Source organism: Aliiroseovarius crassostreae (genome assembly GCF_025137635.1).
Lineage (GTDB): Bacteria > Pseudomonadota > Alphaproteobacteria > Rhodobacterales > Rhodobacteraceae > Aliiroseovarius > Aliiroseovarius crassostreae.
Map to the genome: position 1 here is coordinate 891,039 of NZ_CP080772.1, position 20,956 is coordinate 911,994.

18 protein-coding genes are annotated in these 20,956 nt (G+C 57.2%); 9 read left to right on the forward strand and 9 right to left on the reverse strand.

Annotated features, from left to right (window positions below; genetic code table 11):
* Positions 1-13: 13 nt before the first annotated feature.
* The 5 genes from xsc to K3J57_RS04295 form a co-directional block, all read right to left on the reverse strand.
* The gene (xsc, locus tag K3J57_RS04275) at positions 14-1,789 is read right to left on the reverse strand and encodes a sulfoacetaldehyde acetyltransferase (protein ID WP_259786454.1); all 1,776 of its coding nucleotides are present in this window, start codon (positions 1,787-1,789) and stop codon (positions 14-16) included.
* A 113-nt stretch (positions 1,790-1,902) separates the two neighbouring features.
* Positions 1,903-3,366 carry a MocR-like pyridoxine biosynthesis transcription factor PdxR gene (pdxR, locus tag K3J57_RS04280; protein WP_259786455.1) on the reverse strand — a complete coding sequence of 488 codons (1,464 nt, stop codon included), beginning with the start codon at positions 3,364-3,366 and terminating at the stop codon, positions 1,903-1,905.
* Between the two features lie 60 nt (positions 3,367-3,426).
* On the reverse strand, positions 3,427-4,026 hold the full coding sequence (locus K3J57_RS04285; protein WP_259797233.1) for a GNAT family N-acetyltransferase: 600 nt from the start codon (positions 4,024-4,026) through the stop codon (positions 3,427-3,429).
* Positions 4,027-4,129: 103 nt separating this feature from the next.
* Positions 4,130-5,515 carry an aminotransferase family protein gene (locus K3J57_RS04290; protein ID WP_259778853.1) on the reverse strand — a complete coding sequence of 462 codons (1,386 nt, stop codon included), beginning with the start codon at positions 5,513-5,515 and terminating at the stop codon, positions 4,130-4,132.
* 233 nt (positions 5,516-5,748) lie between these two features.
* Positions 5,749-6,741 (reverse strand): type 1 glutamine amidotransferase, encoded by a 993-nt coding sequence (locus K3J57_RS04295; RefSeq protein ID WP_259797235.1) that lies wholly within the window; start codon positions 6,739-6,741, stop codon positions 5,749-5,751.
* A gap of 42 nt (positions 6,742-6,783) precedes the next feature.
* On the opposite strand from K3J57_RS04295, the gene K3J57_RS04300 reads away from it, so the two are divergent.
* From K3J57_RS04300 to K3J57_RS04315, 4 genes are all read left to right on the forward strand, one after another.
* Complete coding sequence (locus tag K3J57_RS04300) at positions 6,784-7,497, forward strand: FkbM family methyltransferase (RefSeq protein ID WP_259797237.1); 714 nt, start codon at positions 6,784-6,786, stop codon at positions 7,495-7,497.
* A gap of 311 nt (positions 7,498-7,808) precedes the next feature.
* Positions 7,809-8,204, forward strand: coding sequence for a 5-carboxymethyl-2-hydroxymuconate Delta-isomerase (locus K3J57_RS04305; RefSeq protein ID WP_259797239.1), 396 nt, complete (start codon positions 7,809-7,811; stop codon positions 8,202-8,204).
* Positions 8,204-8,629 carry a homoprotocatechuate degradation operon regulator HpaR gene (gene hpaR / locus K3J57_RS04310; protein ID WP_055189313.1) on the forward strand — a complete coding sequence of 142 codons (426 nt, stop codon included), beginning with the start codon at positions 8,204-8,206 and terminating at the stop codon, positions 8,627-8,629. Before K3J57_RS04305 ends, hpaR begins: the two co-directional genes overlap by 1 nt.
* A 149-nt stretch (positions 8,630-8,778) precedes the next feature.
* A complete protein-coding gene (locus tag K3J57_RS04315; protein WP_259797240.1) occupies positions 8,779-9,156 on the forward strand; it encodes an acyl-CoA thioesterase in 378 nt (125 codons plus the stop codon).
* On the opposite strand, the gene K3J57_RS04320 is transcribed toward K3J57_RS04315, so the two are convergent.
* Together K3J57_RS04320 and ettA are read right to left on the reverse strand one after the other, a co-directional pair.
* Positions 9,153-10,439, reverse strand: coding sequence for a hypothetical protein (locus tag K3J57_RS04320; RefSeq protein WP_259797241.1), 1,287 nt, complete (start codon positions 10,437-10,439; stop codon positions 9,153-9,155). The two genes, K3J57_RS04315 and K3J57_RS04320, sit on opposite strands and share 4 nt — an antisense overlap.
* A gap of 75 nt (positions 10,440-10,514) precedes the next feature.
* Complete coding sequence (gene ettA, locus K3J57_RS04325) at positions 10,515-12,170, reverse strand: energy-dependent translational throttle protein EttA (protein WP_259776956.1); 1,656 nt, start codon at positions 12,168-12,170, stop codon at positions 10,515-10,517.
* Between the two features lie 289 nt (positions 12,171-12,459).
* Here ettA and K3J57_RS04330 point away from each other — a divergent pair, with 289 nt between their 5' ends.
* The 3 genes from K3J57_RS04330 (at position 12,460) to dacB (ending at position 15,093) form a co-directional block, all read left to right on the forward strand.
* Entirely contained in the window at positions 12,460-12,822 is a 363-nt protein-coding gene (locus K3J57_RS04330; protein WP_259797243.1) for a hypothetical protein, read from the forward strand.
* A gap of 57 nt (positions 12,823-12,879) precedes the next feature.
* Entirely contained in the window at positions 12,880-13,476 is a 597-nt protein-coding gene (locus K3J57_RS04335) for a nicotinate-nucleotide adenylyltransferase (protein ID WP_259797244.1), read from the forward strand.
* A 111-nt stretch (positions 13,477-13,587) separates the two neighbouring features.
* Positions 13,588-15,093, forward strand: coding sequence for a D-alanyl-D-alanine carboxypeptidase/D-alanyl-D-alanine endopeptidase (gene dacB / locus K3J57_RS04340; protein WP_259797245.1), 1,506 nt, complete (start codon positions 13,588-13,590; stop codon positions 15,091-15,093).
* Between the two features lie 5 nt (positions 15,094-15,098).
* Here dacB and K3J57_RS04345 read toward each other — a convergent pair whose 3' ends face one another.
* Both K3J57_RS04345 and K3J57_RS04350 read right to left on the reverse strand, forming a co-directional pair.
* The gene (locus K3J57_RS04345; RefSeq protein WP_259786465.1) at positions 15,099-15,797 is read right to left on the reverse strand and encodes a glutathione S-transferase N-terminal domain-containing protein; all 699 of its coding nucleotides are present in this window, start codon (positions 15,795-15,797) and stop codon (positions 15,099-15,101) included.
* Between the two features lie 243 nt (positions 15,798-16,040).
* On the reverse strand, positions 16,041-16,412 hold the full coding sequence (locus K3J57_RS04350; RefSeq protein ID WP_259797731.1) for a tellurite resistance TerB family protein: 372 nt from the start codon (positions 16,410-16,412) through the stop codon (positions 16,041-16,043).
* 158 nt (positions 16,413-16,570) lie between these two features.
* On the opposite strand from K3J57_RS04350, the gene K3J57_RS04355 reads away from it, so the two are divergent.
* Both K3J57_RS04355 and K3J57_RS04360 read left to right on the forward strand, forming a co-directional pair.
* Entirely contained in the window at positions 16,571-18,232 is a 1,662-nt protein-coding gene (locus K3J57_RS04355; RefSeq protein ID WP_259797246.1) for a lysine--tRNA ligase, read from the forward strand.
* Between the two features lie 377 nt (positions 18,233-18,609).
* Complete coding sequence (locus K3J57_RS04360; protein WP_259797247.1) at positions 18,610-20,901, forward strand: right-handed parallel beta-helix repeat-containing protein; 2,292 nt, start codon at positions 18,610-18,612, stop codon at positions 20,899-20,901.
* The last annotated feature ends 55 nt before the right edge of the window (positions 20,902-20,956 follow it).

Consider the following 20,956-nt stretch of genomic DNA (forward strand, 5'->3'; position numbering starts at 1 on the left):
GCCCCAGAGGAGACTACTTTGCCTGCTGCGGGCGCATATCATCCTTGGAAATACCCGCGACCTTGACCGGATTTTTCATGGCATCGCGTCGGAACGGTTCGCCAAGTTCCTGATTGATCATGGCTTCGATCAGGGTGGTGATGCCGTTTTTCTGATCCTTGATGGCCTGATCCAGTGCAGCGGTCAACTCGTCCTGAGTGCGTGCAACCACACCTTTCAGGCCACACGCCTGGGCGATCCCGGCGTAAGACACCTGGGTGTCCAGCTCGGTGCCGACAAAATTGTCGTCAAACCACAGGGTCGAGTTGCGCTTTTCTGCGCCCCATTGGTAGTTGCGGAAGACAATTTGCGTGACTGCAGGCCATTCCTCGCGACCGATGGCCGTCAATTCGGTCACGGCAATACCAAATGCGCCATCACCAGAGAAGCCCACGACCGGCACGTCCGGGCAACCGATCTTGGCGCCGACCACCGAGGGCAGACCATAGCCACAGGGACCAAACAGCCCCGGTGCAAGGTATTTGCGACCCGCTTCAAATGAAGGATAGGCGTTGCCGATGGCGCAGTTGTTGCCGATGTCGGATGAGATGATGGCCTCTTTGGGCAGCGCCTGTTGGATTGCCCGCCAGGCTTTGCGCGGCGAGAGCCAATCCGGTTTGGCTGCGCGGGCGCGCTCGTTCCAGGTGGTGCCCGGATCGTCCTGTTCATGATCCATTGAGCTCAGTTCCTGTGCCCAGGCCGATTTGGTCGTGGCAATCAGGTTCAGGCGTTCGTCGCGTCCTGCATCCCCCGCGGTATCCGAAAGCTTTGCAAGAATGGTGTTGGCGACTTGTTTGGCATCCCCGACGATCCCGACATTGACGGGTTTGGTCAGACCAATTCGATCCGGGTTGATGTCGACCTGAATGATCTTGGCCTGTGCCGGCCAGTAGTCGATCCCATAACCGGGCAGGGTCGAGAACGGGTTCAGACGGGTTCCGAGCGCCAGCACCACATCGGCTTTCGAAATCAGCTCCATCGCGGCTTTTGATCCGTTATACCCAAGGGGGCCTGCATGCAGGGGGTGGCTGCCGGGGAAGGCGTCGTTGTGCTGATAGCCACAGCAGACCGGGGCCGACAGACGTTCCGCCAGGGCTTTGGACGCTTCGATCGCTCCGCCGATGACCACACCAGCGCCGTTCAGAATGACGGGGAACTTGGCCTCTGACAACAGCGCAGCAGCCTGATCCAGCGCCTCAGCGCCCCCTTGCGGCAGTTCGAAATCCACGATGGCCGGCAGGTCGATGTCGATCACCTGGGTGAAATAGTCGCGCGGCACGTTGATCTGTGCGGGGGCCGAGTTGCGCTTGGCCTGCATGATCACCCGGTTCAGAACTTCGGCCATACGCGATGGGTCACGGACCTCCTCCTGATAACAGACGCAATCGGCAAAGGCGCGCATCTGCTCCATTTCCTGAAAACCGCCCTGGCCCATGGTTTTGTTGGCCGCCTGTGGTGTCACCAGAAGCAGCGGTGTGTGGTTCCAATAGGCGGTTTTCACCGCGGTCACGAAGTTGGTGATGCCGGGGCCGTTCTGCGCCACCATCATCGACATTTTCCCGGTGGCGCGGGTATAGCCATCCGCCATGAAACCGCCTGATCCTTCATGGGCACAGTCCCAGAAGGTGATGCCGGCCTCGTCGAAAATGTCTGAGATCGGCATCATGGCAGAGCCAATGATTCCGAACACATTCTCAATCCCATGCATTTGCAGGACTTTTACAAATGCTTCTTCTGTGGTCATTTTCATGGATGGATTTCCTCTTCTCGCAAGCGGTGGCAAATGCGCCTGTTTTCTGACTTGATGATAGGTCGTGAAAACAGGTGCAAATAGGGCCAGTTGGAAATCTGAAATATAACCAGTTAGCGCAGTCTGTCGATTTCCTGAGCAATCAGCGAAATCCCTTTCGGGATGCGGTCGGTCGGAATTGAACTATAGGCGAGGCGATAGAAGTTTTTCGGTCGGCCGCTGCCAGCGAAAAAGGGCTTTCCGGGTTCAATCAACACCGATTGCGCTTTCAACTGTTCGGCCAGCTCGGTTGTATCCACGGTCTCAGGGGCTTTCATCCAAAAGGCGGATCCGCCAAAAACACCACTGCCAGAAGCGGTTAGGCCATGTTCCGAGATGGCTTGCTCCATGACATTTCGGCGCGATTCGTAGGCTTTGCCAATGCGCCGGATCAGGGCGTCGTAGTGACCGAGAGAGAGGAAATAGGCGACGCTGCGCTGGATCAGGCCGGGGGGGTGGCGCAAAACGGTTGAGCGCAGGGCGCGGGCCTCGCGGATGAACGGTTCGGACCCGACCATATAGCCAAGTCGCAGGCCGGGAAAAAGGGATTTGGAGAAGCTGCCAACATAGATCACGCGCCCTTCCTTATCCAGCGATTTGAGGGCGGGGGAAGGGGGCTGTAAGAACGACATCTCGAAGTCGTAATCATCCTCAACAACCAGCGCATCCAGCTCACGAGCGCGATCCAACAGGCGTTTCCGGCGTTCCAGTGGCATGGTCGCAGTTGTTGGGCTTTGATGGCTGGGGGTGGCAAAAATCACGTCCGTCCCATCTGGAAGCGCCTCTGGTGGCAGTCCATCGGCATCGACAGCGATGGGCTCCAGGTGGCAGCGACTTTGCATAAGAATGTCGCGCAGAGAGTAATAGCACGGATCTTCGATCGCCGCTGTCCGGCGCTGCGTCAACAGGATCTGGGCGGAAAGCCAAAGGGCGTTCTGCGCCCCCAGCGTGATCAGAATTTCTTCAGGACGGGCCAGAATTCCGCGGCGGGGAAGGATATGTCTTGCGATGAATTCAACCAGCTCTGGATCATCTTGATCATAATAATCCCGAACCATGGAATCATGGTCTTTCTGCCCAAGCGCCTTCAGGGCGCAAAGACGCCAGGAGTTGTGGTCAAACAGGGTTTCGTCAGACTGGCCATAGGTGAAGGGGTATCGGTTCTGCCTCCAGTTCTGCGGCTTTTGCGGGGTGCTGACTTCGCTGAAGGAATGCCCAATGGCCCGGTTCCAATCCACCTTGTCCTCGGTTCGGTGTCGTGGTTGGAAAGATGGAGGCTCTGGAGCATTTTCAGATATATAGAAGCCACTCCTTCCTTTCGAGGAAAGATAATCCGAGGCCTGAAGTTCGGTGTAGGACAGGGTCACCGTGATTCTGCTGACCCCCAGATGTTTGGCAAGGGCGCGGGTTGACGGAAGCTTTTCACCACGTGGCAGACGGCCGGACAGAATTGCCTCGGCAATCATCTGCTGGATCTGCGCCTGCAATGTGCCTTGCGCGTCAGGATCCAGAAAAAATGTTTCGACGGGAACGGACATGAATTCATCATATACTGGACTTAACTGTTAAGCAATTTGGACTTGTTGTTAAAGCCGTGCTTAAGGTGCCTGTTTTCGACTTTTTTCCAGCGCCCAGGTCAGGTTTTGTCGAACGGTAGGCCATTCGGATGCGATGATGGAATACACAACTGTGTCACGCAATGCCCCCTCCGGGCCGAGCATGTGGCTGCGCAGAACTCCGTCGCATTTTGCGCCCAGTCTTTCGATGGCCGCCCGACTTTGTCTGTTCATGAAATGGGTTCGAAACTCGACGGCAATACAGTCCAGATTTTGAAAGGCATGGGTGAGCAATAGGCGTTTGGCCTGCGTGTTCACGGGGCCGCGTTGCACTGATTTGCAATACCAGGTCGAGCCGATTTCAACACGTCGGTTGGCGGCGTCAATATTCATGTAGGTGGTCATTCCAACAGGCTTGCCATCTGGTGTGAGAACCGAAAAAGGCAGCATTGACCCTGCATCCTGCAGCGCCAGGCGGCGTGTGATCTCAGCCTCCATCCTGTCCGGGGCAGGGACGGAAGTGTACCAGAGCCGGTGGATCTCGCCATCAACCACGGCCTCTTGCAAACCCGTCAGATGGTCATGGGAAAGCGGTGCCAGAGTGACGTCCGTGTCGGATAGGGTGACGGGGCTGGGCCACATATTGGGGATCCTTTCAGATGTGATGCTGCCTGAGCATCAAAAAAGGCGGACCTCTCTGCAAGGTCCGCCTTTGTCTGATTTCACCCGTCCAATTTGACTGGACTTACCCGAAGATTTTGCCCAGTGCGCGGTCAACCGTATCAGTGATCCGGTCAATATCATCTGCGGTGGCAATCAATGCCGGGCTAAAGCAAAGGGTGTTGTTCAGCCCCGGAATTGACCGGTTGGTGGCGCCGATGATCACGCCCTGCGCCCCGCATTCCGCCACAACAGCACCAACATCCTTTTCGGCGACCGGCTCTTTGCTGCTGCGATCCGAGACCAGCTCAGCACCAAGGAACAGGCCCTTGCCCCGCACATCACCAATCACCTTGTGCTTCTCCATCAAGGCTTGAAGGTTGCCCAGCATGCGGTCGCCCATATTGGTGCAGTTTTCCAGCAGGTTTTCATCCTCGATGATTTCCATGTTTTTCAAGGCCGCCGCTGGACCCGCGGTGCAGCCCCCGAAGGTGGAGATGTCGCGGAAGTAGTTCAGCGGGTCAGACATGTCGTCCTTGAACAGGTCGAACACCTCTTCAGTGGTTACGCAGCAGGCAATTGCGGCATAGCCCGAGGCAACCCCTTTGGCCATGGTCACGATGTCCGGCTTGATGCCATATTGCTGGTAGCCAAACCATGTGCCGGTGCGTCCGACGCCACAGACCACTTCGTCAATATGCAGCAGGATGTTGTATTTCTTGCAGATTTCCTGCACGCGGTCCCAATAGCCCGGAGGCGGGGTGATCACGCCACCGCCTGCGGTGACCGGTTCGAGGCAGAGCGCACCCACGGTATCGGCGCCCTCGGCCAGAATGACCTCTTCAATCGCGTCAGCGGCACGTTTGCCATATTCCTCACCCGACAGATCCCACTGGGCGCGGTATTCCATGCAATGCGGCACACGGATGAAATCAGGCGCGAAGGGGCCGTATTGCGCGTTGCGCTCATCCTGACCGCCTGCGGACATGGTCGCCAGCGTGGAACCGTGGTAGTCGCGGTCGCGGTAGAGGATCTTGGTTTTCTTGCCACCATAACGTTTATGGGCGATCTGGCGCACCAGCTTGAACGCTTTCTCGTTCGCCTCGGATCCCGAGTTGGTGTAATAAACGCGGCTCATCCCCGGCATTTTGGAAATCAGGCGTTCGGAATACATCGCCCCCGGAATGGACCCGGCGGAGCCCGCAAAATAGGGCAGCTTGACCAGCTGGTCGCGGATCACATCGGCGATTTCAGTGCGGCCATAGCCGACATTCACGGTCCAGACCCCCCCCGAGACGGCATCCAGATATTCTTTGCCGTTCTGATCCCAGACCGACATGCCCTTGCCTTCAATGATGATGCGCGGATCGCTGGTCTCAAACGGTTTGTGTTGCGTCAGGTGATGCCAGACATGTGCCTTGTCGGCTGCAACCACTTTGCTGATGTCATTGTCGTTCATTCCACCATCCATGACGGGACCTCCTGGGGCTGTGCCGGGAAGAGGCTTAAGGGGGCCTGCCGCCTGGCGAGTTTGTCTGATTCTTGATCAAATTATCAGCCCAAAATGGGGGTAAAAACATAGGGCCAAAAGTTTGTTTGATTAGGTCCAGATTGCGGTTCTTAATGCATGAAGACGGGAGGGAAGGGATGACCCTTCTGCAAAATGGAGAGCAAACAGGTGGTCAGGCCAGCCCCTTTTGCCAGTCACCTCTGGTTGGGGTCGAAATCCCGTTCAAAAAACCTGATGATCCAGTTGCTGAACACCCAGTTATCATCGCCACGAAGCAAGGAGGCTTTCGCTCGATTGCTCACCTCCGAGGGGCTGGTTGCGTCGAGCTCCGTGATCCAGGCAGCAAAGACCTTGTCGCTCATTTCGGGGTGAAGCTGGGTGGTGAAGATGTGGTCGCCGATGACATAGCCGGCGATGGGGCAGTCTTGATGGGACATGGTGGTTGTCGCCCCTTCCGGAAGCTGCGTCACCTGGTCATGATGCGAGGCATAAAGCCAGATACGTGCCGCTGGCATCCAGGGTGGGGGGGTGGTGATTACAGTTTCGGTTGACCCGAGCACCCATCCATTTGGATTTGGAGACACCGCACCACCCAGAGCGGTTGCGATGGCCTGGTGGCCAAATCCCACGCCCAGAACCGGGCGTCGCTGGCTTGCAAGAAGGCGAATGTAATCAAGCAATTGCCGAAGCCAAGCCGCGTCATCCAAGACCGATTGGTCGCGGCCGCCAATGATCCAGGCATCAAACCTGTCCATATCCTTTGGGAACTGCCCCTGGTTGACGGCAAAAGAGGAAAAGACCCAATCCGGGCGCTTTTTGGCGAGAAGCTTCAACCATTTCTCACCGTCACCAGCAAGGTCAAACGCGAAATCGCTTTCATCAGAATGGGGGCTCAGGATGGCGATGCGCATGACGTCTCCGAAGTTACCTGCAACGTGTTTGGGTGGCTTTCGGGCGGATGTCAAACCGTGGGGTAGTTTGTTCCCAACTTCCAGGCCCTGCGTGGTCAACGGATCACGCATGAATGGGACGGTCAAAGTGCGATGTCTGCGCCCGTCCGCAGGCCAAGCCCTCTTGAGCGTTGCGACGTCACGCTGAGGTCGGAAAAAGTCGAAATGCGGTAAGAGATTTTGATGTTGTGGGCATTTCGGAACAAACTTGTGTTTCAAGTCGATCCCGAAACGCATTAGGGTTGCGACCAAATCAGTGAACCGTAAAGGGGTGCAAGTATGTCAGAGACGTCGGTTGAGGTCGGCAATTCGAAAGATGTGGCCGCGGAGTGTTTTGGAACCAAAGTGCCCATGTCGCGGTTTCTGCACGAAAAGCGGATCGAGCGGATCAACAAGGGGCGCTATGAAGGGGAAGAGATCAAAGGCTCTCTTGCCGTGGTGCAGCAGGGCGATACCGTGCTGGAAATCGGGATTGGTCTTGGTGTGGTTGGCGGGGTCATTGCAACGAATTGCGCCCCGGCTGCGGTGCATGCCTATGAAGCGAACCCCGAACTGATCGACACGATCAACGACCTGTATGTTCTGAATGGGATCGAAGATCGGATTTCCGTTCACAACCAGGTGCTCCTGACCGGAGATGACCGCCCCGACACGATCCCGTTTTACCTTCACAACAGCTATCTTGGATCGTCCTTGGTGGGGGAAGACAACGAAAAGCGCCGCCGCGTCGACGTGCCCACCCGTGATTTTGACACCACCGCGTCCGAGATTGGCGCAAATGTGCTGGTGATGGATATCGAAGGGGGCGAGCTTGACCTGCTGCGTGGCGCGGACCTGTCTCGCTTCCGCGCTGTTGTGGTGGAGTTCCACCCCAAGGTCTATGGTGTGGAGGGGATGCAGGAATGCAAGAAAATCCTGACCGGGGCGGGGTTTGTGAAGCAAGAGGATGTTTCGACCCGGACGGTCTGGACCTGTGTGCGGGACGCGGGCTGATCTTACGCGGTCGTAGATGTTTTCGGAGGCGGTGAGGCACGCGAGGCCACACCGCCATCCCCCCTGATCCATCATGGTTTCAGTTGGATCCTGTAATACCCGCCCCGTGCTCCCCCCGAAAAAAACGTGATCGACCTCCGGTTTTTCAGCCATTTTTTTGCAAAGCACCTGCGCCGGACTTGATCTAAGGCAAGGCGGAAGAATTCTTAACGCGTAAATTCAAACGGCCTCACCTCGGTGGGGTGTTCTGTATTGGGCAATACGGGGGAGCGAGGCGCAGCCGCACAAACCTGTGTTGTTTAGGAGGGTGCATGTCGCATTTGACGTTTGAAAACAGCCCTGAGCTGGGCAAGGTTGCCAATCACGGTGCCTTGGCAAAACGACTGTGTGACGCCCTGCCTGTTCCCGGAAAGCACCTGTCGGGTGGTGTTCGGTGCACGGGTATCGGCGCCAATGGGCGGCCCATCACCGAAGACGCAGAACTTTGTCACGTCCTGAACAGAAGACTGAGACAGGGACCGGGCCGGGACGATGCTATGCGCGAAGGTGTCGTCGATTGCTCTTACGCAGCGGTGAAAACCGCGCTGACCCCGCAGCCGGGCGATGCGCCCGTCAGTTTCAGCCTTCCCGTCCAGGGGATCGAAACCCGGATGAGCCGAACGGGATGGCCCCCCATCCCATGGGCCCTCCGAGAGAGGACCAATTGATGAAAAGTCTTGATCGCGCCCTGCCCATTGCACTTTTGCACGCCCGCGAGGCCACGCTGAAACCTTTCCGCCACGAGCTTGACCAGATCGGGCTGACGGTGCAGCAGTGGCGCGTGATCCGCGTGCTGGCTGAGGGCAAACCCTGCTGCGCCACCGAACTGGCGGAACGCTGTGTGCTGATGCCGCCCAGCCTGAGCCGGATCCTGAAGAATCTCACGGAACGGGGCTATATCGAGCGGGTGGATGACAGCGATGGCCGCCGTCGCCGGGTCAAGATTGCCCCCGCTGGCGAACAGAAATACGCAGAGATGTCTGCCAAATCCGCCGTGCTTTACGAAAACCTCGAAGGGCGGTTTGGCGAAGAAAAGATGGAAACCCTGCTGGATCTTCTGACCGAACTGCGTGAGGTGGCTGAGGTCCACTGACCGGATTTTGCCCAGGCGCAATGGGAACAGTGCGCGCCGGTTTTCGGGCAAATTGCGCGCCAACAAACATGTGACGCTGCGGCCTGCTTGCGGGCCGCGCCGTTTCGCTTACCCTTGGGGCACAGACGGGGGCAAAGAGGAGCGGACCTATGAGCGATACACCAGACGGCAACATCATCCTGCGCACACTTGCGATGCCGAAGGACACCAATATCGCGGGCGACATTTTCGGCGGATGGGTGCTCTCTCAGATGGATATCGCGGGCGGCGTGTTGGCGGCGGAACGGGCAGGGGGCCGCGTGGCCACCGTGGCCATCGACGCGATGAAGTTCATCTCTCCGGTCAAAGTGGGCGACGTCTTGTGCATCTACGGCCGCGTCGGTCGCATCGGCACCACCTCACTCGCCATCCATCTCGAAGCCTGGTCCGAACGCGACCGTGGCCGGTCGCAAACCCGCGTCACCGAAGGCGTGTTTGTCTTTGTGCATCTGGACGAGGACGGGAACAAGGTGGCGGTGCCGGGTTAATCTGCCCTGATACACTCAATCAGATAGTGTTCGAAGCTATCCCAGAGCCCGATGAGGTCCTCTCGGCTCATTGAGAAGCTACTACTATGGATTACTCGGTTGAGAGCTTCTAACTCTCGTGGAGAACTGGTGTCATTCGATACGCGGTGAAGATCTCTCAGCTCTTTGTCTGTGATTTTTCCTGCTGCTTTCAAATCATCGGTAGCACTGCGAACATCTTTCGCCAGCTTTCCACTAAGACTAATGCCTTTGAGATTAAGGTATTGGTTGGTAGTTAGCTCAATTAGAACGCGGAATGCGATTGCGATGGTAAGCTCATGTCGGGAGAGTGTGAGTTTGAACTGAAGCTCTTCCCAAAGCCTTTGAATTTTGCCTTGCCTAGGTTTCCATTGAACTTGGCTTGCGATGCTGTTTGGTATCAGGGTGTCACGTCTTGGCGGAGATTTTTTTTGGGGTGCTTTGCCGTTGCTGTTGGAAGAGGTGTTAGAGTTGTGTTTATGTGGAGTGAAGAGTAACCCTGACTGCCTAAGTTCTTCGAAATAGCTGTCCACTCCTTCAGAATCTAGAATTCGCTTAAGCGTGACATCTTTGGATATGATGTCATTAGCGATTTTTGTGAGAACGGTCAGCACTTCGTCTTTTGGGCGTTCTAGTTTTAGTTTGCTATCCTGAGTTAAAGACACACCAATCAGTGACTGCCTCTTTTTTGCATTCACCAGCCTGTAGAGCGTTGAACGACCAACTTTCTCGGCGTCGGTGAAGCCCTCCGCTTTAAGAAAACCTTCGATTGCCTCTGCAATAGGATACTGGTTTGTGCCCCCAACTCGATTTGCGTGATTTGCCTTCGCTCGTGTGTCCCAATCTAACTGGCCACGCCCACCGTCAGTGCCGTTGTGCCTTCTGCTCAAAGTAACGTCTATCAAGCTTTGGTCAGTTTCAACTTGGCAATCTACTTGGTAATTTTCGGATACTGAGAATTGCTCAGAGAGTTTTCGAAACGCAGCTCTAAACGCTTGGGGCGTTCTTTCTGGATCATTAATCAGTTTAAGGCATGTGACACGTCGATTTCCGTCGTGAACAACGAAATCTCGCCCGTTGGGTTTTACAAGCGGGGCATTTAGAATCCGACCTTGTTTCGCAATATCTGTAGCAAGCGCTAACATATGCTTGCCTTTATTGGTGAATAGCCATGCTATAGCAGCATCTTCGCTTGGCTCGGGGCCGTGTCGATCATTTGCTTTGTTTACGGATAGGCTTTTTAGTGGAATAGACTGAAATTGCATGCACATACCATTCGAGATTGTGCATGCAACTTAGCATTGTAGAAGATGCCATTCAAGCTTAGGTGGAGTGGGGATTTATCTCGTAAATTTCTTGTGCTTCAACCGCTTGGGTTCCAGTGCATCCGGGCCCAGACGCCGTTTCTTGTCCTCTTCGTAATCCTCGAAGTTGCCTTCGAACCACTCCACATGGGCGTCGCCTTCGAAGGCGAGGATATGGGTGCAGATCCGGTCGAGGAAGAAGCGGTCGTGCGAGATGACCACGGCGCAGCCGGCGAAATCCACCAGCGCGTCTTCGAGCGCACGTAGCGTTTCCACGTCGAGGTCGTTGGTCGGTTCGTCAAGCAGCAGCACATTGCCGCCCTCCTTGAGCAGGCGCGCCATATGGACCCGGTTGCGCTCGCCTCCCGACAGCAGGTTGAGTTTCTTCTGCTGATCGCCGCCCTTGAAGTTGAAGGATGAACAATAGGCGCGCGAGTTCACCTGTGCGTCGCCCAGTTCAATGATCTCAGCGCCCCCGGAAATCGCTTCCCAGACCGTGTCATTGTCGTTCAGGTCATCGCGCGACTGATCGACATAGCTGAGTTTCACCGTGTCGCCCAGTTCAACCGTGCCCTCGTCAGGTTGTTCCTGACCGGTCAGCATTTTGAAGAGCGTTGATTTACCCGCGCCGTTCGGACCGATCACGCCGACAATCCCGCCGGGCGGCAGGGAAAAGTCAAGGTTTTCAATCAGCTGCTTGTCGCCCATGTGTTTCTTCAACCCGGTGACTTCGATCACCTTGCCACCCAGGCGCGGGCCGTTCGGGATGACGATCTGGGCGCGGCCCACCTTGTCGCGCTCGGACTGGCCAGCCATCTCGTTATAGGCGGCAATCCGGGCTTTCGACTTGGCCTGACGGGCTTTCTGGCCCTGACGCATCCACTCAAGTTCGCGCTCCAGCGTCTTTTGCTTGGCCTTGTCTTCCCGCGCTTCCTGCTCCAGCCGCTTGGCTTTTTGCTCCAGCCAGGCCGAGTAATTGCCCTCATACGGAATGCCGCGGCCACGGTCGAGTTCGAGGATCCAGCCGGTGATGTCATCCAGGAAATACCGGTCGTGGGTGACGATCAGGATGGTGCCTTTGTAGTCGATCAGGTGCTGTTGCAGCCAGGCGATGGTTTCGGCGTCCAAGTGGTTGGTCGGCTCATCAAGCAGCAGCATGTCGGGCGCTTGCAAGAGCAGCTTGCACAGGGCCACGCGGCGTTTCTCACCGCCCGAAAGCGTGGAGACATCCGCATCATCCGGCGGGCAGCGCAGGGCCTCCATCGAAACGTCGATCTGCGCGTCCAGATCCCACAGGTTCTGCGCGTCGATCTCATCTTGCAGTTGGGCCATCTCTTCGGCGGTTTCGTCCGAATAGTTCATCGCCAGCTCGTTGTAGCGATCCAGAATGTCCTTCTTGGCCTTCACGCCCAGCATCACGTTGCCGCGCACATCAAGTGACGGGTCCAGCTCCGGTTCCTGCGGCAGATAGCCGACCTTGGCCCCTTCGGCGGCCCAAGCCTCGCCGGTGAAATCCTTGTCGATCCCGGCCATGATGCGCATCAGGGTCGATTTACCGGTGCCGTTGACACCGACCACACCGATCTTCACACCGGGCAGAAAGCTCAGGCGAATGTTTTCAAAGCATTTCTTGCCACCCGGATAGGTCTTGGAAACGCCGTCCATGTGGTAGACATATTGATAAGCGGCCATAGGGATGCTCCGTAGAAAGTCGCGGTTTGCGCTGGTCTAGCGAATGTGCGAGGAAAGGGCAATTGAGTTTGAGTATTGAGGGCGCCCTATGAAAAACATCATCCCCGTTGTTTTGTGTGCTTTGGTTTTTGGACAGGCCGCTTTGGCGCAAGTTACAAATTTGGAAACGCCGGGGAATCTAAAGGCAACATCGCCTGTCGGCTGTATCCCGCTTGCGCAGGCGGGCCCTGATCTTTCCCCTGCGGATTTGCAGCCGGGTGTTTGGGATTGCTTCCAAAAGAAGAATTATGTGGCGGCAGCTGAACTGACGTTGCTGATGTATGCGCGTGGGGTTTTTGACACGCATCGGGTTTTGGACAAGACAGCGCATCAGGCGATCCCTGTGTTGATGATGGGCGTGGTTCAGCAAGATCCCGAAGGATGGGAGGAACATATGGCCCCGGTACTCACCGCCTATACGGGGCAGGGGGCGACGGGTGCAAAATTCTGCGCATCGCTTCACTCCATGCCCGTGCCCACACATTCTGCGTCATATATGGTTCAACACGGGATCGAAGCGTTTACTGGCGGCAATGAAAGCGGTTTGGCCAAGGATTTCGATCCCGCCCAGGCCTGGTCAGAGGTTTTGCACAATTTCATGAAATGTGATTGAGCCAATGAAGAATTTTCCACTCCAAATTCAAAACACATTCCGCTAAGTCCTACCCCTATGCGCCACGCACTTCCATATGCTGCGCCCGGTCAGGTGATCGGGCTGTTAGGGGGATCTTTTGATCCCGCCCATGACGGCCATGTGCACATCACCCGAGAGGCGCTGAAACGGTTTGGGTTGGACCGGGTGTGGTGGCTGGTCTCCCCCGGTAACCCCCTGAAAAAACATGGCCCCGCGCCTATGGATGACCGGTTGAGACATGCGCGTGAGGTGATGGTGCATCCGCGTGTTGAGGTGACCGATCTCGAACGGCGCACGGGCACACGTTATACCGCAGAAACGCTTGCCGCCTTGCAACGGCTGTATCCGCAGGTGCGCTTTGTCTGGTTGATGGGGGCGGACAATCTGGCCGAATTTCATCGCTGGGACAATTGGCGCTGGATCATGGACCATGTGCCGGTGGGCGTGATTGCCCGGCCCGGCGACCGGGTGCAGGCGCGCATGTCGGTCGCCGCGCTCATCTACCGGAATGCGCGGCTGCGCGGGCGCGACGCGCAGCGATTGGCAAACAGCAAAGCCCCGGCCTGGACGCTGATCAACGCGCCGATGCGTGATATTTCTTCGTCGCAGATCCGCGCAAAAGGGCATTGGTAGCGGCGCGTTTTGTCCATGGTAGCCCGTTCAAGCCCCCGGTGTGCTCAACGGTTGAAATGATCTTCGTGACGGGGTTTACTCGTCAAAGAAACTGCATAGTACGAAGCCCTTATGAAAACACCAATCACACGGCGTGGTCTTCTGGCCGGGCTTGGCGGCGGGATTGTCACAGCCGCCCTTTCTTCGACCGCAATTGCCGAGGCTCCGGCTGCAAGCCCTGTGCCAAAGCTGCGTCCGGGCGGGGCGGCCAAAGCTGCAATTCCCAGTCTTGAAGCCCTTCTGGAGCAGGCGAAACTCTCGGGGAAAGTGGGGTTTGTCGTGGCCGATGCCCGCAGTGGGCTGGTGCTTGAGGCGCGCAATGCCGATCTGGGTCTGCCGCCAGCCTCGGTGGCGAAAGCGGTGACCACGGCTTACGGGCTGGCACATCTGGGGCAGGGGCATCGGTTTTCCACCCGCGTTCTGGCGACGGGTCCTGTGTCCGGCAGCAGGTTGAAGGGAGACCTTGTGCTGGTGGGGGGGGCGGACCCTTCCCTTGACACAAATGCGCTGGAAGGTCTGGTCAAGGCGCTGAAGAAAAAGGGAATAACCCGTGTGGACGGGAAGTTTCTCTTTTATGAAAACGCCTTGCCGTATCAGCGCTCGATCGACCCGGACCAGCCGGATCACCTGGGCTATAACCCGTCTGTGTCTGGGTTGAACCTGAATTACAACCGGGTGCATTTCGAGTGGAAACGCACCGGGGAAAGTTATTCGGTGGCGATGGATGCGCGGTCGGATCGGGTGCGCCCCGCGGTCAGCACGGCGCGGATGCAGGTGGTGAACCGGGATCTGCCGGTCTACACCTACAAAGCGTCTGCCGGGATCGACAACTGGACCGTGGCGCGTGGCGCGCTGGGCAAAGGGGGCTCTCGTTGGTTGCCCGTGCGCAGGCCGGGCCTTTATGCGGCGGATGTGTTTCAGGTTCTGGCGCGCGCGCATGGGATTGCCCTGCCAAAGCCGGGTGAGGTGCGCTCCTTGCCGGGGGGAACGGTTCTGGCTGAACATCGCAGTGCAGATCTGGCGACTGTGTCGCGCAAGATGTTGAAATATTCCACCAATCTCACGGCGGAGGTTGTCGGGCTTTCAGCCTCGAAACAACGCGGTGGAAAGCCCCGCACCCTCGCCGAATCCGGCAAGATGATGAGCGATTGGGCAAGAGAGAATTTAGGTGCAAAATCAGTGCGTTTCGCAGATCATAGTGGCCTGTCGGATGCCTCGCGCCTGCCCGCAAGGGACATGGTGTCGATGCTTGTGAAGCTGGGGCCGGACCGGGCGCTGCACGGGTTGATGAAAGAGATCACCCCGCGTGGGAAGGATGGTAAGAAACTGGCGGGAGCCGGGCATGCCATCCGTGCCAAAACCGGCACGCTGAACTTTGTTTCGGCCCTGTCAGGCTATGTCACCACAGCGGATGGCACGACGCTTGCCTTTGCGATTTTTTCAGCCGACATGGGCAAAAGGCGTGCGGTGAAACGCGCCGACCGCGAGCGGCCTGCAGGGGCGAAAAGCTGGAGCGCGCGCGCCCGCTGGCTCCAGCATCAGTTGATCAACCGTTGGGCGGCTCTTTACGGAACCTGACGGGATTATGGGCGTGCAGGAATAGTCACCGCCGCCTGTGATGCCGGGCGGGACCAGCAGCGATCAAACCACTCCATCACATTGGAAAAATTGGATAATTCCATTTCATCTGCCGCATCATAGCCAGTCATGATCGCCCGGATCCAGGGCCATGTGGCAATGTCTGCGATGGTGTAGTCATCGCCCATGATATGGCGCTGCCCGTCAAGGCGCTGATCGAGCACTCCGAGCAACCGCTTGCCTTCATTCAGATAGCGATCCCGCGGCCGTTTGTCGTCAATCTCTTTGCCCGCATAGGCGTGAAAAAAGCCAAACTGCCCGAGCATCGGACCAAGACCGCCCATTTGCCACATCAGCCATTGGAGCGTTTCTGCGCGCTGGGCAGGATCCGTCGACAAGAATTTCCCCGATTTTTCAGCAAGGTAAATCAAAATGGCCCCGCTTTCCCACAGGCCAAGCGGCGCACCATTTGGCCCGTTGGGATCAATGATCGCCGGGATCTTGTTGTTGGGATTGAGGGACAGGAACTCGGGGGTGAACTGATCATCGGTTCCGAAATTTACCAGATGCGGCTCATAGTCCAGCCCGGTTTCCTCAAGCATCGCACTGACCTTCACCCCGTTTGGTGTGGGCAGCGAATAGAGCTGGATCACGTCCGGACGCGTGGCTGGCCAGCGATTGGTAATTTTAAACTTTTGCAACATGGTTTTCCCCAAAGTTTAAACTTTCAAAGGGTGAAAAGCCGAAACTTTAAACTTTTGAAAGTGGTGTCGCGTTGTGTTGACGCCGGATATGGGGCAGGCAGGTCGCCCCTTCAAGGTGACGAGACGTCACGGAGTTGTGAGCCCCTGCGCGTGGGGGCCGCGGGCGGGGTGCTCGACATGAAACGCGACATGAAAAAGGGGCCGCGCGGCCCCTTTGCTTTGCCTTAACTGAAACGTGCCGCCTTACAGCACCATATGCCGTGCCCGTGCGCCGCGCTCAATCGCGGCGGCATGCAGCCGGTCGATATCGAGCTCATAACGGATCTCTTCCAGAATGCGCAGTTCCGGCCCATGCAGCACACCGTCCGCCGCAGCCACATCGCAGGCCAGCGCATAGGCGGTTTCCCACAGGTGCTCGGGCAGGTTGTCACGCACCAGGCCAAACAGCGCGTCCAGCCCATCCTCGACTGCGAACAGGTCAAACACGGTCTGCGACACGGTTTTCATCCGGTCCGGGTCATAGCTGGCGAAAACGGGCAGGTGATTGACCACGCGTTCGATGGTCAGAAGTTCAGCGGACGTGATTTCTTCATCTGACGCAGATACGGCCATCATCACGGCAACCAGGCTGTCCTGGGCGGTCAGGGAATGCGGAATGTCTTGCACTTGGAATGCTCCTTTTGTTGCAATGCAGAATATTGACCCCGCGCCCCCTTATCAATAGGGAGTGGAGCCTAAGGGCAAACCGCCCGGAGAGATAAAGGAAACAGCAGATGACTGATCAGATCAGCCCTGAAATGCGTGAGGCCGCGATGGCTTCGAAAGCCTGGCCCTTTGAAGAAGCGCGCCGGGTGCTCAAACGCTATCAGAAGGGCGCGCCTGAGAAGGGGTTTGTGCTGTTTGAAACCGGCTATGGCCCGTCGGGTCTGCCGCATATCGGCACCTTTGGCGAAGTGGCGCGCACCACGATGATCCAAACCGCGTTTGAGGTGATTTCGGACATCCCCACCAAGCTGATCTGTTTTTCGGACGATCTGGACGGGATGCGCAAGGTGCCGGGCAATGTGCCAAATGCCGACAGCCTGCAGGAGCATCTGCAAAAGCCGCTCACCTCGGTGCCGGATCCCTTTGGCACGCATGAAAGCTTTGGCCATCACAACAACGCGATGCTGCGCCGCTTCCTGGATACGTTCGGGTTCAAATACGAGTTCTACTCGGCCAAGGAATTTTACCAGAGCGGCCAGTTCGACGAGGTGCTGAAACGCGCGGTTGAGAAATATGACGAGGTGATGGAGGTGATGCTGAAATCCCTCCGGGAAGAGCGTCGTCAGACCTATTCGATTTTCCTGCCGATCCACCCGGAGACGGGCCGTGTGCTTTATGTGCCGATGAAAAAGGTCTGCGCCGAGACCCACACCATCACCTTTGATGACGAAGAGGGCCGCGAATGGACCCTGCCGGTCACGGGGGGGCGCGTGAAGCTGCAATGGAAGCCGGATTTCGGCGCCCGCTGGGCGGCGCTGAATGTGGATTTCGAAATGTATGGCAAGGACCACAGCACCAACACGCCGATCTATGACAAGATCTGCCGCATTCTGGGCTGGCGCGCACCTGAGCATTTCACCTATGAGCTGTTTCTGGATGCCAATGGCCAGAAGATCTCCAAGACCTCGGGCAACGGGATTTCAATCGACGAATGGCTGACCTATGCCTCAACCGAAAGCTTGGCCTATTTCATGTATCTCAAGCCGAAAACGGCCAAGCGGATGCATTTTGACGTGATTCCCAAGGCGATGGATGAGTATCACCAGCAGCTGAATGCCTATCACAAACAGGACCTTAAGGCGCAGTTGAACAATCCGGTCTGGCATATTCACGGTGGCGACGTGCCGGTGTCGAATATGGTGGTGCCGTTCTCGATGCTGCTTAACCTGGCGTCGGTGGCGTCGGCCCATGACAAGGCGCAGCTTTGGGGCTTCATCCAGCGCTACGCGCCCGAGGCCTCGCCGGAAACCCATCCGGATCTGGATGCGGCGGCAGGGTATGCGGTGAAATATTACGAAGACTTTGTCGAGCCGGAAAAAGTGTTCCGCCTGCCCACCGATCTCGAACGTGCCGCCATGGCCGATCTGGCCGCGGCGTTCCGTGATGGTGACAAGGCCTTGGAACTGATTGCCAAGAAGAATGAGATCGTCGGCAATGATGACCCGCTTCCGCAGGTGGATTTCACCTCCGATGAGTTCCTGCAATCCATCGTCTTTGCCGTGGGCAAGGTGCATGGGTTTGAAAATCTGCGCGAATGGTTCCAGGCCCTTTACGAGGTGCTGCTCGGTGCCTCCCAAGGTCCGCGTTTTGGCGGCTTTGCCGCGCTTTACGGTGTCGAGGACACCGCTGCGCTGATTGACCGCGCACTGGCCGGAGAGCTGGTTGGGTAAACCAATCCGCCCCTAAAGCGTTTCGCCTTATTATTGAGACACAATAATGAGGCGAAACGCCCGAAACCTACTGATGTTGCGGGCGTTTCGAAATCAACTTGTGTCTCAAGTTAATCTCGAAACGCTTTAAGAAAACGAAAGGCAGGCGGCTCTGCGCCCCTGCCTTTTTTCTTGCCATAAATACCTCGGGGTGAGCGCGCAGCGCGAGGGGCAGCGCCCCTGTCCAGCCGCCACAGACGCAACGTTCGCCCCCGTTAACCCGCGTTAAACCCACTTTGTTACCCCTTTCAGCGTTTCGGATCATGTGTCCGACCACCCGTGTCCGGAACCACCGGCCCCTCGGGTGAGGCAGTATTTTTGACCTGAAAGGGAATTCGATGAACAAGGCTCTTACCGACGGGGTGGTCTTTATGCCGCCCCCTTTCGCAGATGGTCTGGATGTCTGGTCCAGCGGGGATGGGGCGCCGGGCTCGTCCACATATGACACCGCCTCCAACGCTGCGCTTGTGCCTGCTGATCAGGATTTTGATGGCTGCGTTGAGCTGTTCAAGAATGTCAACTCCCTCAAGCTGACCTATACCGGGCAGACCCAATATGAACAGGGCTGCTATCTGCGCATCTCCGCCAAGGTCAAGGCAATCAGTGGGCCGCTGCCATCGGTGCGCGCGGTGGCAAAGCCGTTCAAATCCAATAACAGCCACGCCAATGGCTATGTCGAGGTCGGCCCCTCGGTGCCGCTCACCGCTTATGGTGAGGTGGTCGAAGTGGCCGCGATCATCGGATCGGGCGCGCGCAACGGGGTTGATATGATCTGGGGCGCGGATGTGGCCTATGGGCATCTCGGGCTGGAATTCACCGGATCAAACGGAGCGGTGGTGCGGGTGGATGACATCGTGATCGAGGATGTCACCGGCGCCTATCTGCGCGACATGATGGATTGGGTTGATGTGCGCGATTTTGGCGCTGCGGGGGATGGCGTGACGGATGATCGCAACGCGTTCCTTGCCGCGGATGCCGCGGCCAACGGGCGCACGCTTCTGGTCCCCGAAGGCACGTTTCGGATTGCAAACAGCATGACGTTGCATGCGGATGTCCGGTTCGAAGGCACGCTGAGCATGGCAGATGATGTCTATCTCTCGCTCACCCGCAGCTTTGACCTGCCCACCTATATCGACGCGTTTGGCGACGAGATGCTGGGCTTCAAAAAGGCGTTCCAGGCGCTGCTGAACTATACCGACCACGAGGTTCTGGATATGTGTGGCCGCCGGATCGACGTGAGCGCGCCGATCGACATGCAGGCGGCTTATGAAAAATCCGACTCGTTGCTCATCCGCCGCGTGCTCAAAAACGGGCAGTTCTATGTGAATGACAGCGCCGCCTGGGATGTGGACAGCACCACCACAACCGCCACCTATAATCCAAATAACCCGCTAACCCTGACCGGCATTGGCAATATCGGAGCGGTCAAGCGTGGCGCGCTGGTGACCGGCAACGGCGTGGGCCGCGAGGTCTATGTGAAGGATGTGAATGTCGGGGCCAATTCGGCCACCCTGTCCGAGCCGATTTATGGCGGTGCGGTTACCCAGAGTTTCACCTTTAAGAACTTCAAATATGTTCTCGATTTCTCCGGGTTTTACCAGATGCGGCGCTTCACCATTTCCGAGGTGGAATTCCAGTGCAACGGCCACGCCTCGGCCGTGCGTCTGGCCCGTGAGGGCGAAAATGCGATCTTTCAGGACTGTTTCTTCATCAAGCCGAGAAACCGCGGCATCACCTCGATTGGCAAAGCCTGTCAGGATCTGCATATCGAACGCTGCCAGTTCGTGTCCGACGAACAATCCGTGGCCGCAACCGCGCGTCAGTCGATTGCCTTCAATGTGAACGCAAATGATGCCAAGATCCGCGATAACCGCTTTGCGCGTATGGGCACCACCGGGGTTCTGAGTGGTGGCAACCACATTATTCAGGGCAACCACATCTTCCAGGGGGATGAGGTTGTTCAGGGCGCGCGCACGGCGGGTCTTGTGCTGACCAATGAAAACAACAACACGGTGATCACCGGCAACTATATCGACAACTGCTCGATCGAATTGAACAATGAACATGATGCGGATCCGAATTTCGGCGCGGAATATTCCTTTGGTGGCATGACCATCACCAACAATATTTTCGTGACCATTGATGCCGCGCCCTGGTTCAAATTCATCCTGATCAAGCCGTTTGGCACCGGGCATTACGTGTCGGGCATGCATGTGGTGGGCAACAGTTTCCGCACCTACAAGGGCACAATTGACCGGGTCGAGGGCGTGGTCACCACCCATGGGTCACTGAACGGCTGGTCCTATCGCAACCTCACCTTCAAGGATAATTCCTTCTTCGGGGTGAACCAGCGCACCTGTTCGCCGGTGATGCTGGAGTTCAACCAGAATACCGAAGCCGCGACCTGGACGCTCGACAGTGGCGGATACCTGCCTTTTGATGGCAAGGCCCGCCTGTGCCAGTCGCTGGTGTTTGAGGATGGCACCCAGACCAGTTCCAACGTCAAGATCTATGACATGCCGCGGGTGAAAACGGCGCAGGGCACCGGGAACAAGCAGGTGCAGCTGAAATGGCCGCAGGCGGTGCGGGGCAAGGTCTGGGCGACGATCCGGGTTGATAAACCGATCTGACACGTGCGGATGGCATAGAGAGATTGAAACACCCTGGCCCTTGGTCGGGGTGTTT

Coding starts and splice junctions, on each gene's coding strand:
- xsc (WP_259786454.1), bottom strand. CDS start 1,789: ATGAAAATGACCACAGAAGAAGCATTTGTAAAAGTCCTGCAAATGCAT.
- pdxR (WP_259786455.1), bottom strand. CDS start 3,366: ATGTCCGTTCCCGTCGAAACATTTTTTCTGGATCCTGACGCGCAAGGC.
- K3J57_RS04285 (WP_259797233.1), bottom strand. CDS start 4,026: ATGTGGCCCAGCCCCGTCACCCTATCCGACACGGACGTCACTCTGGCA.
- K3J57_RS04290 (WP_259778853.1), bottom strand. CDS start 5,515: ATGGATGGTGGAATGAACGACAATGACATCAGCAAAGTGGTTGCAGCC.
- K3J57_RS04295 (WP_259797235.1), bottom strand. CDS start 6,741: ATGCGTTTCGGGATCGACTTGAAACACAAGTTTGTTCCGAAATGCCCA.
- K3J57_RS04300 (WP_259797237.1), top strand. CDS start 6,784: ATGTCAGAGACGTCGGTTGAGGTCGGCAATTCGAAAGATGTGGCCGCG.
- K3J57_RS04305 (WP_259797239.1), top strand. CDS start 7,809: ATGTCGCATTTGACGTTTGAAAACAGCCCTGAGCTGGGCAAGGTTGCC.
- hpaR (WP_055189313.1), top strand. CDS start 8,204: ATGAAAAGTCTTGATCGCGCCCTGCCCATTGCACTTTTGCACGCCCGC.
- K3J57_RS04315 (WP_259797240.1), top strand. CDS start 8,779: ATGAGCGATACACCAGACGGCAACATCATCCTGCGCACACTTGCGATG.
- K3J57_RS04320 (WP_259797241.1), bottom strand. CDS start 10,439: ATGCAATTTCAGTCTATTCCACTAAAAAGCCTATCCGTAAACAAAGCA.
- ettA (WP_259776956.1), bottom strand. CDS start 12,170: ATGGCCGCTTATCAATATGTCTACCACATGGACGGCGTTTCCAAGACC.
- K3J57_RS04335 (WP_259797244.1), top strand. CDS start 12,880: ATGCGCCACGCACTTCCATATGCTGCGCCCGGTCAGGTGATCGGGCTG.
- dacB (WP_259797245.1), top strand. CDS start 13,588: ATGAAAACACCAATCACACGGCGTGGTCTTCTGGCCGGGCTTGGCGGC.
- K3J57_RS04345 (WP_259786465.1), bottom strand. CDS start 15,797: ATGTTGCAAAAGTTTAAAATTACCAATCGCTGGCCAGCCACGCGTCCG.
- K3J57_RS04350 (WP_259797731.1), bottom strand. CDS start 16,412: ATGATGGCCGTATCTGCGTCAGATGAAGAAATCACGTCCGCTGAACTT.
- K3J57_RS04355 (WP_259797246.1), top strand. CDS start 16,571: ATGACTGATCAGATCAGCCCTGAAATGCGTGAGGCCGCGATGGCTTCG.
- K3J57_RS04360 (WP_259797247.1), top strand. CDS start 18,610: ATGAACAAGGCTCTTACCGACGGGGTGGTCTTTATGCCGCCCCCTTTC.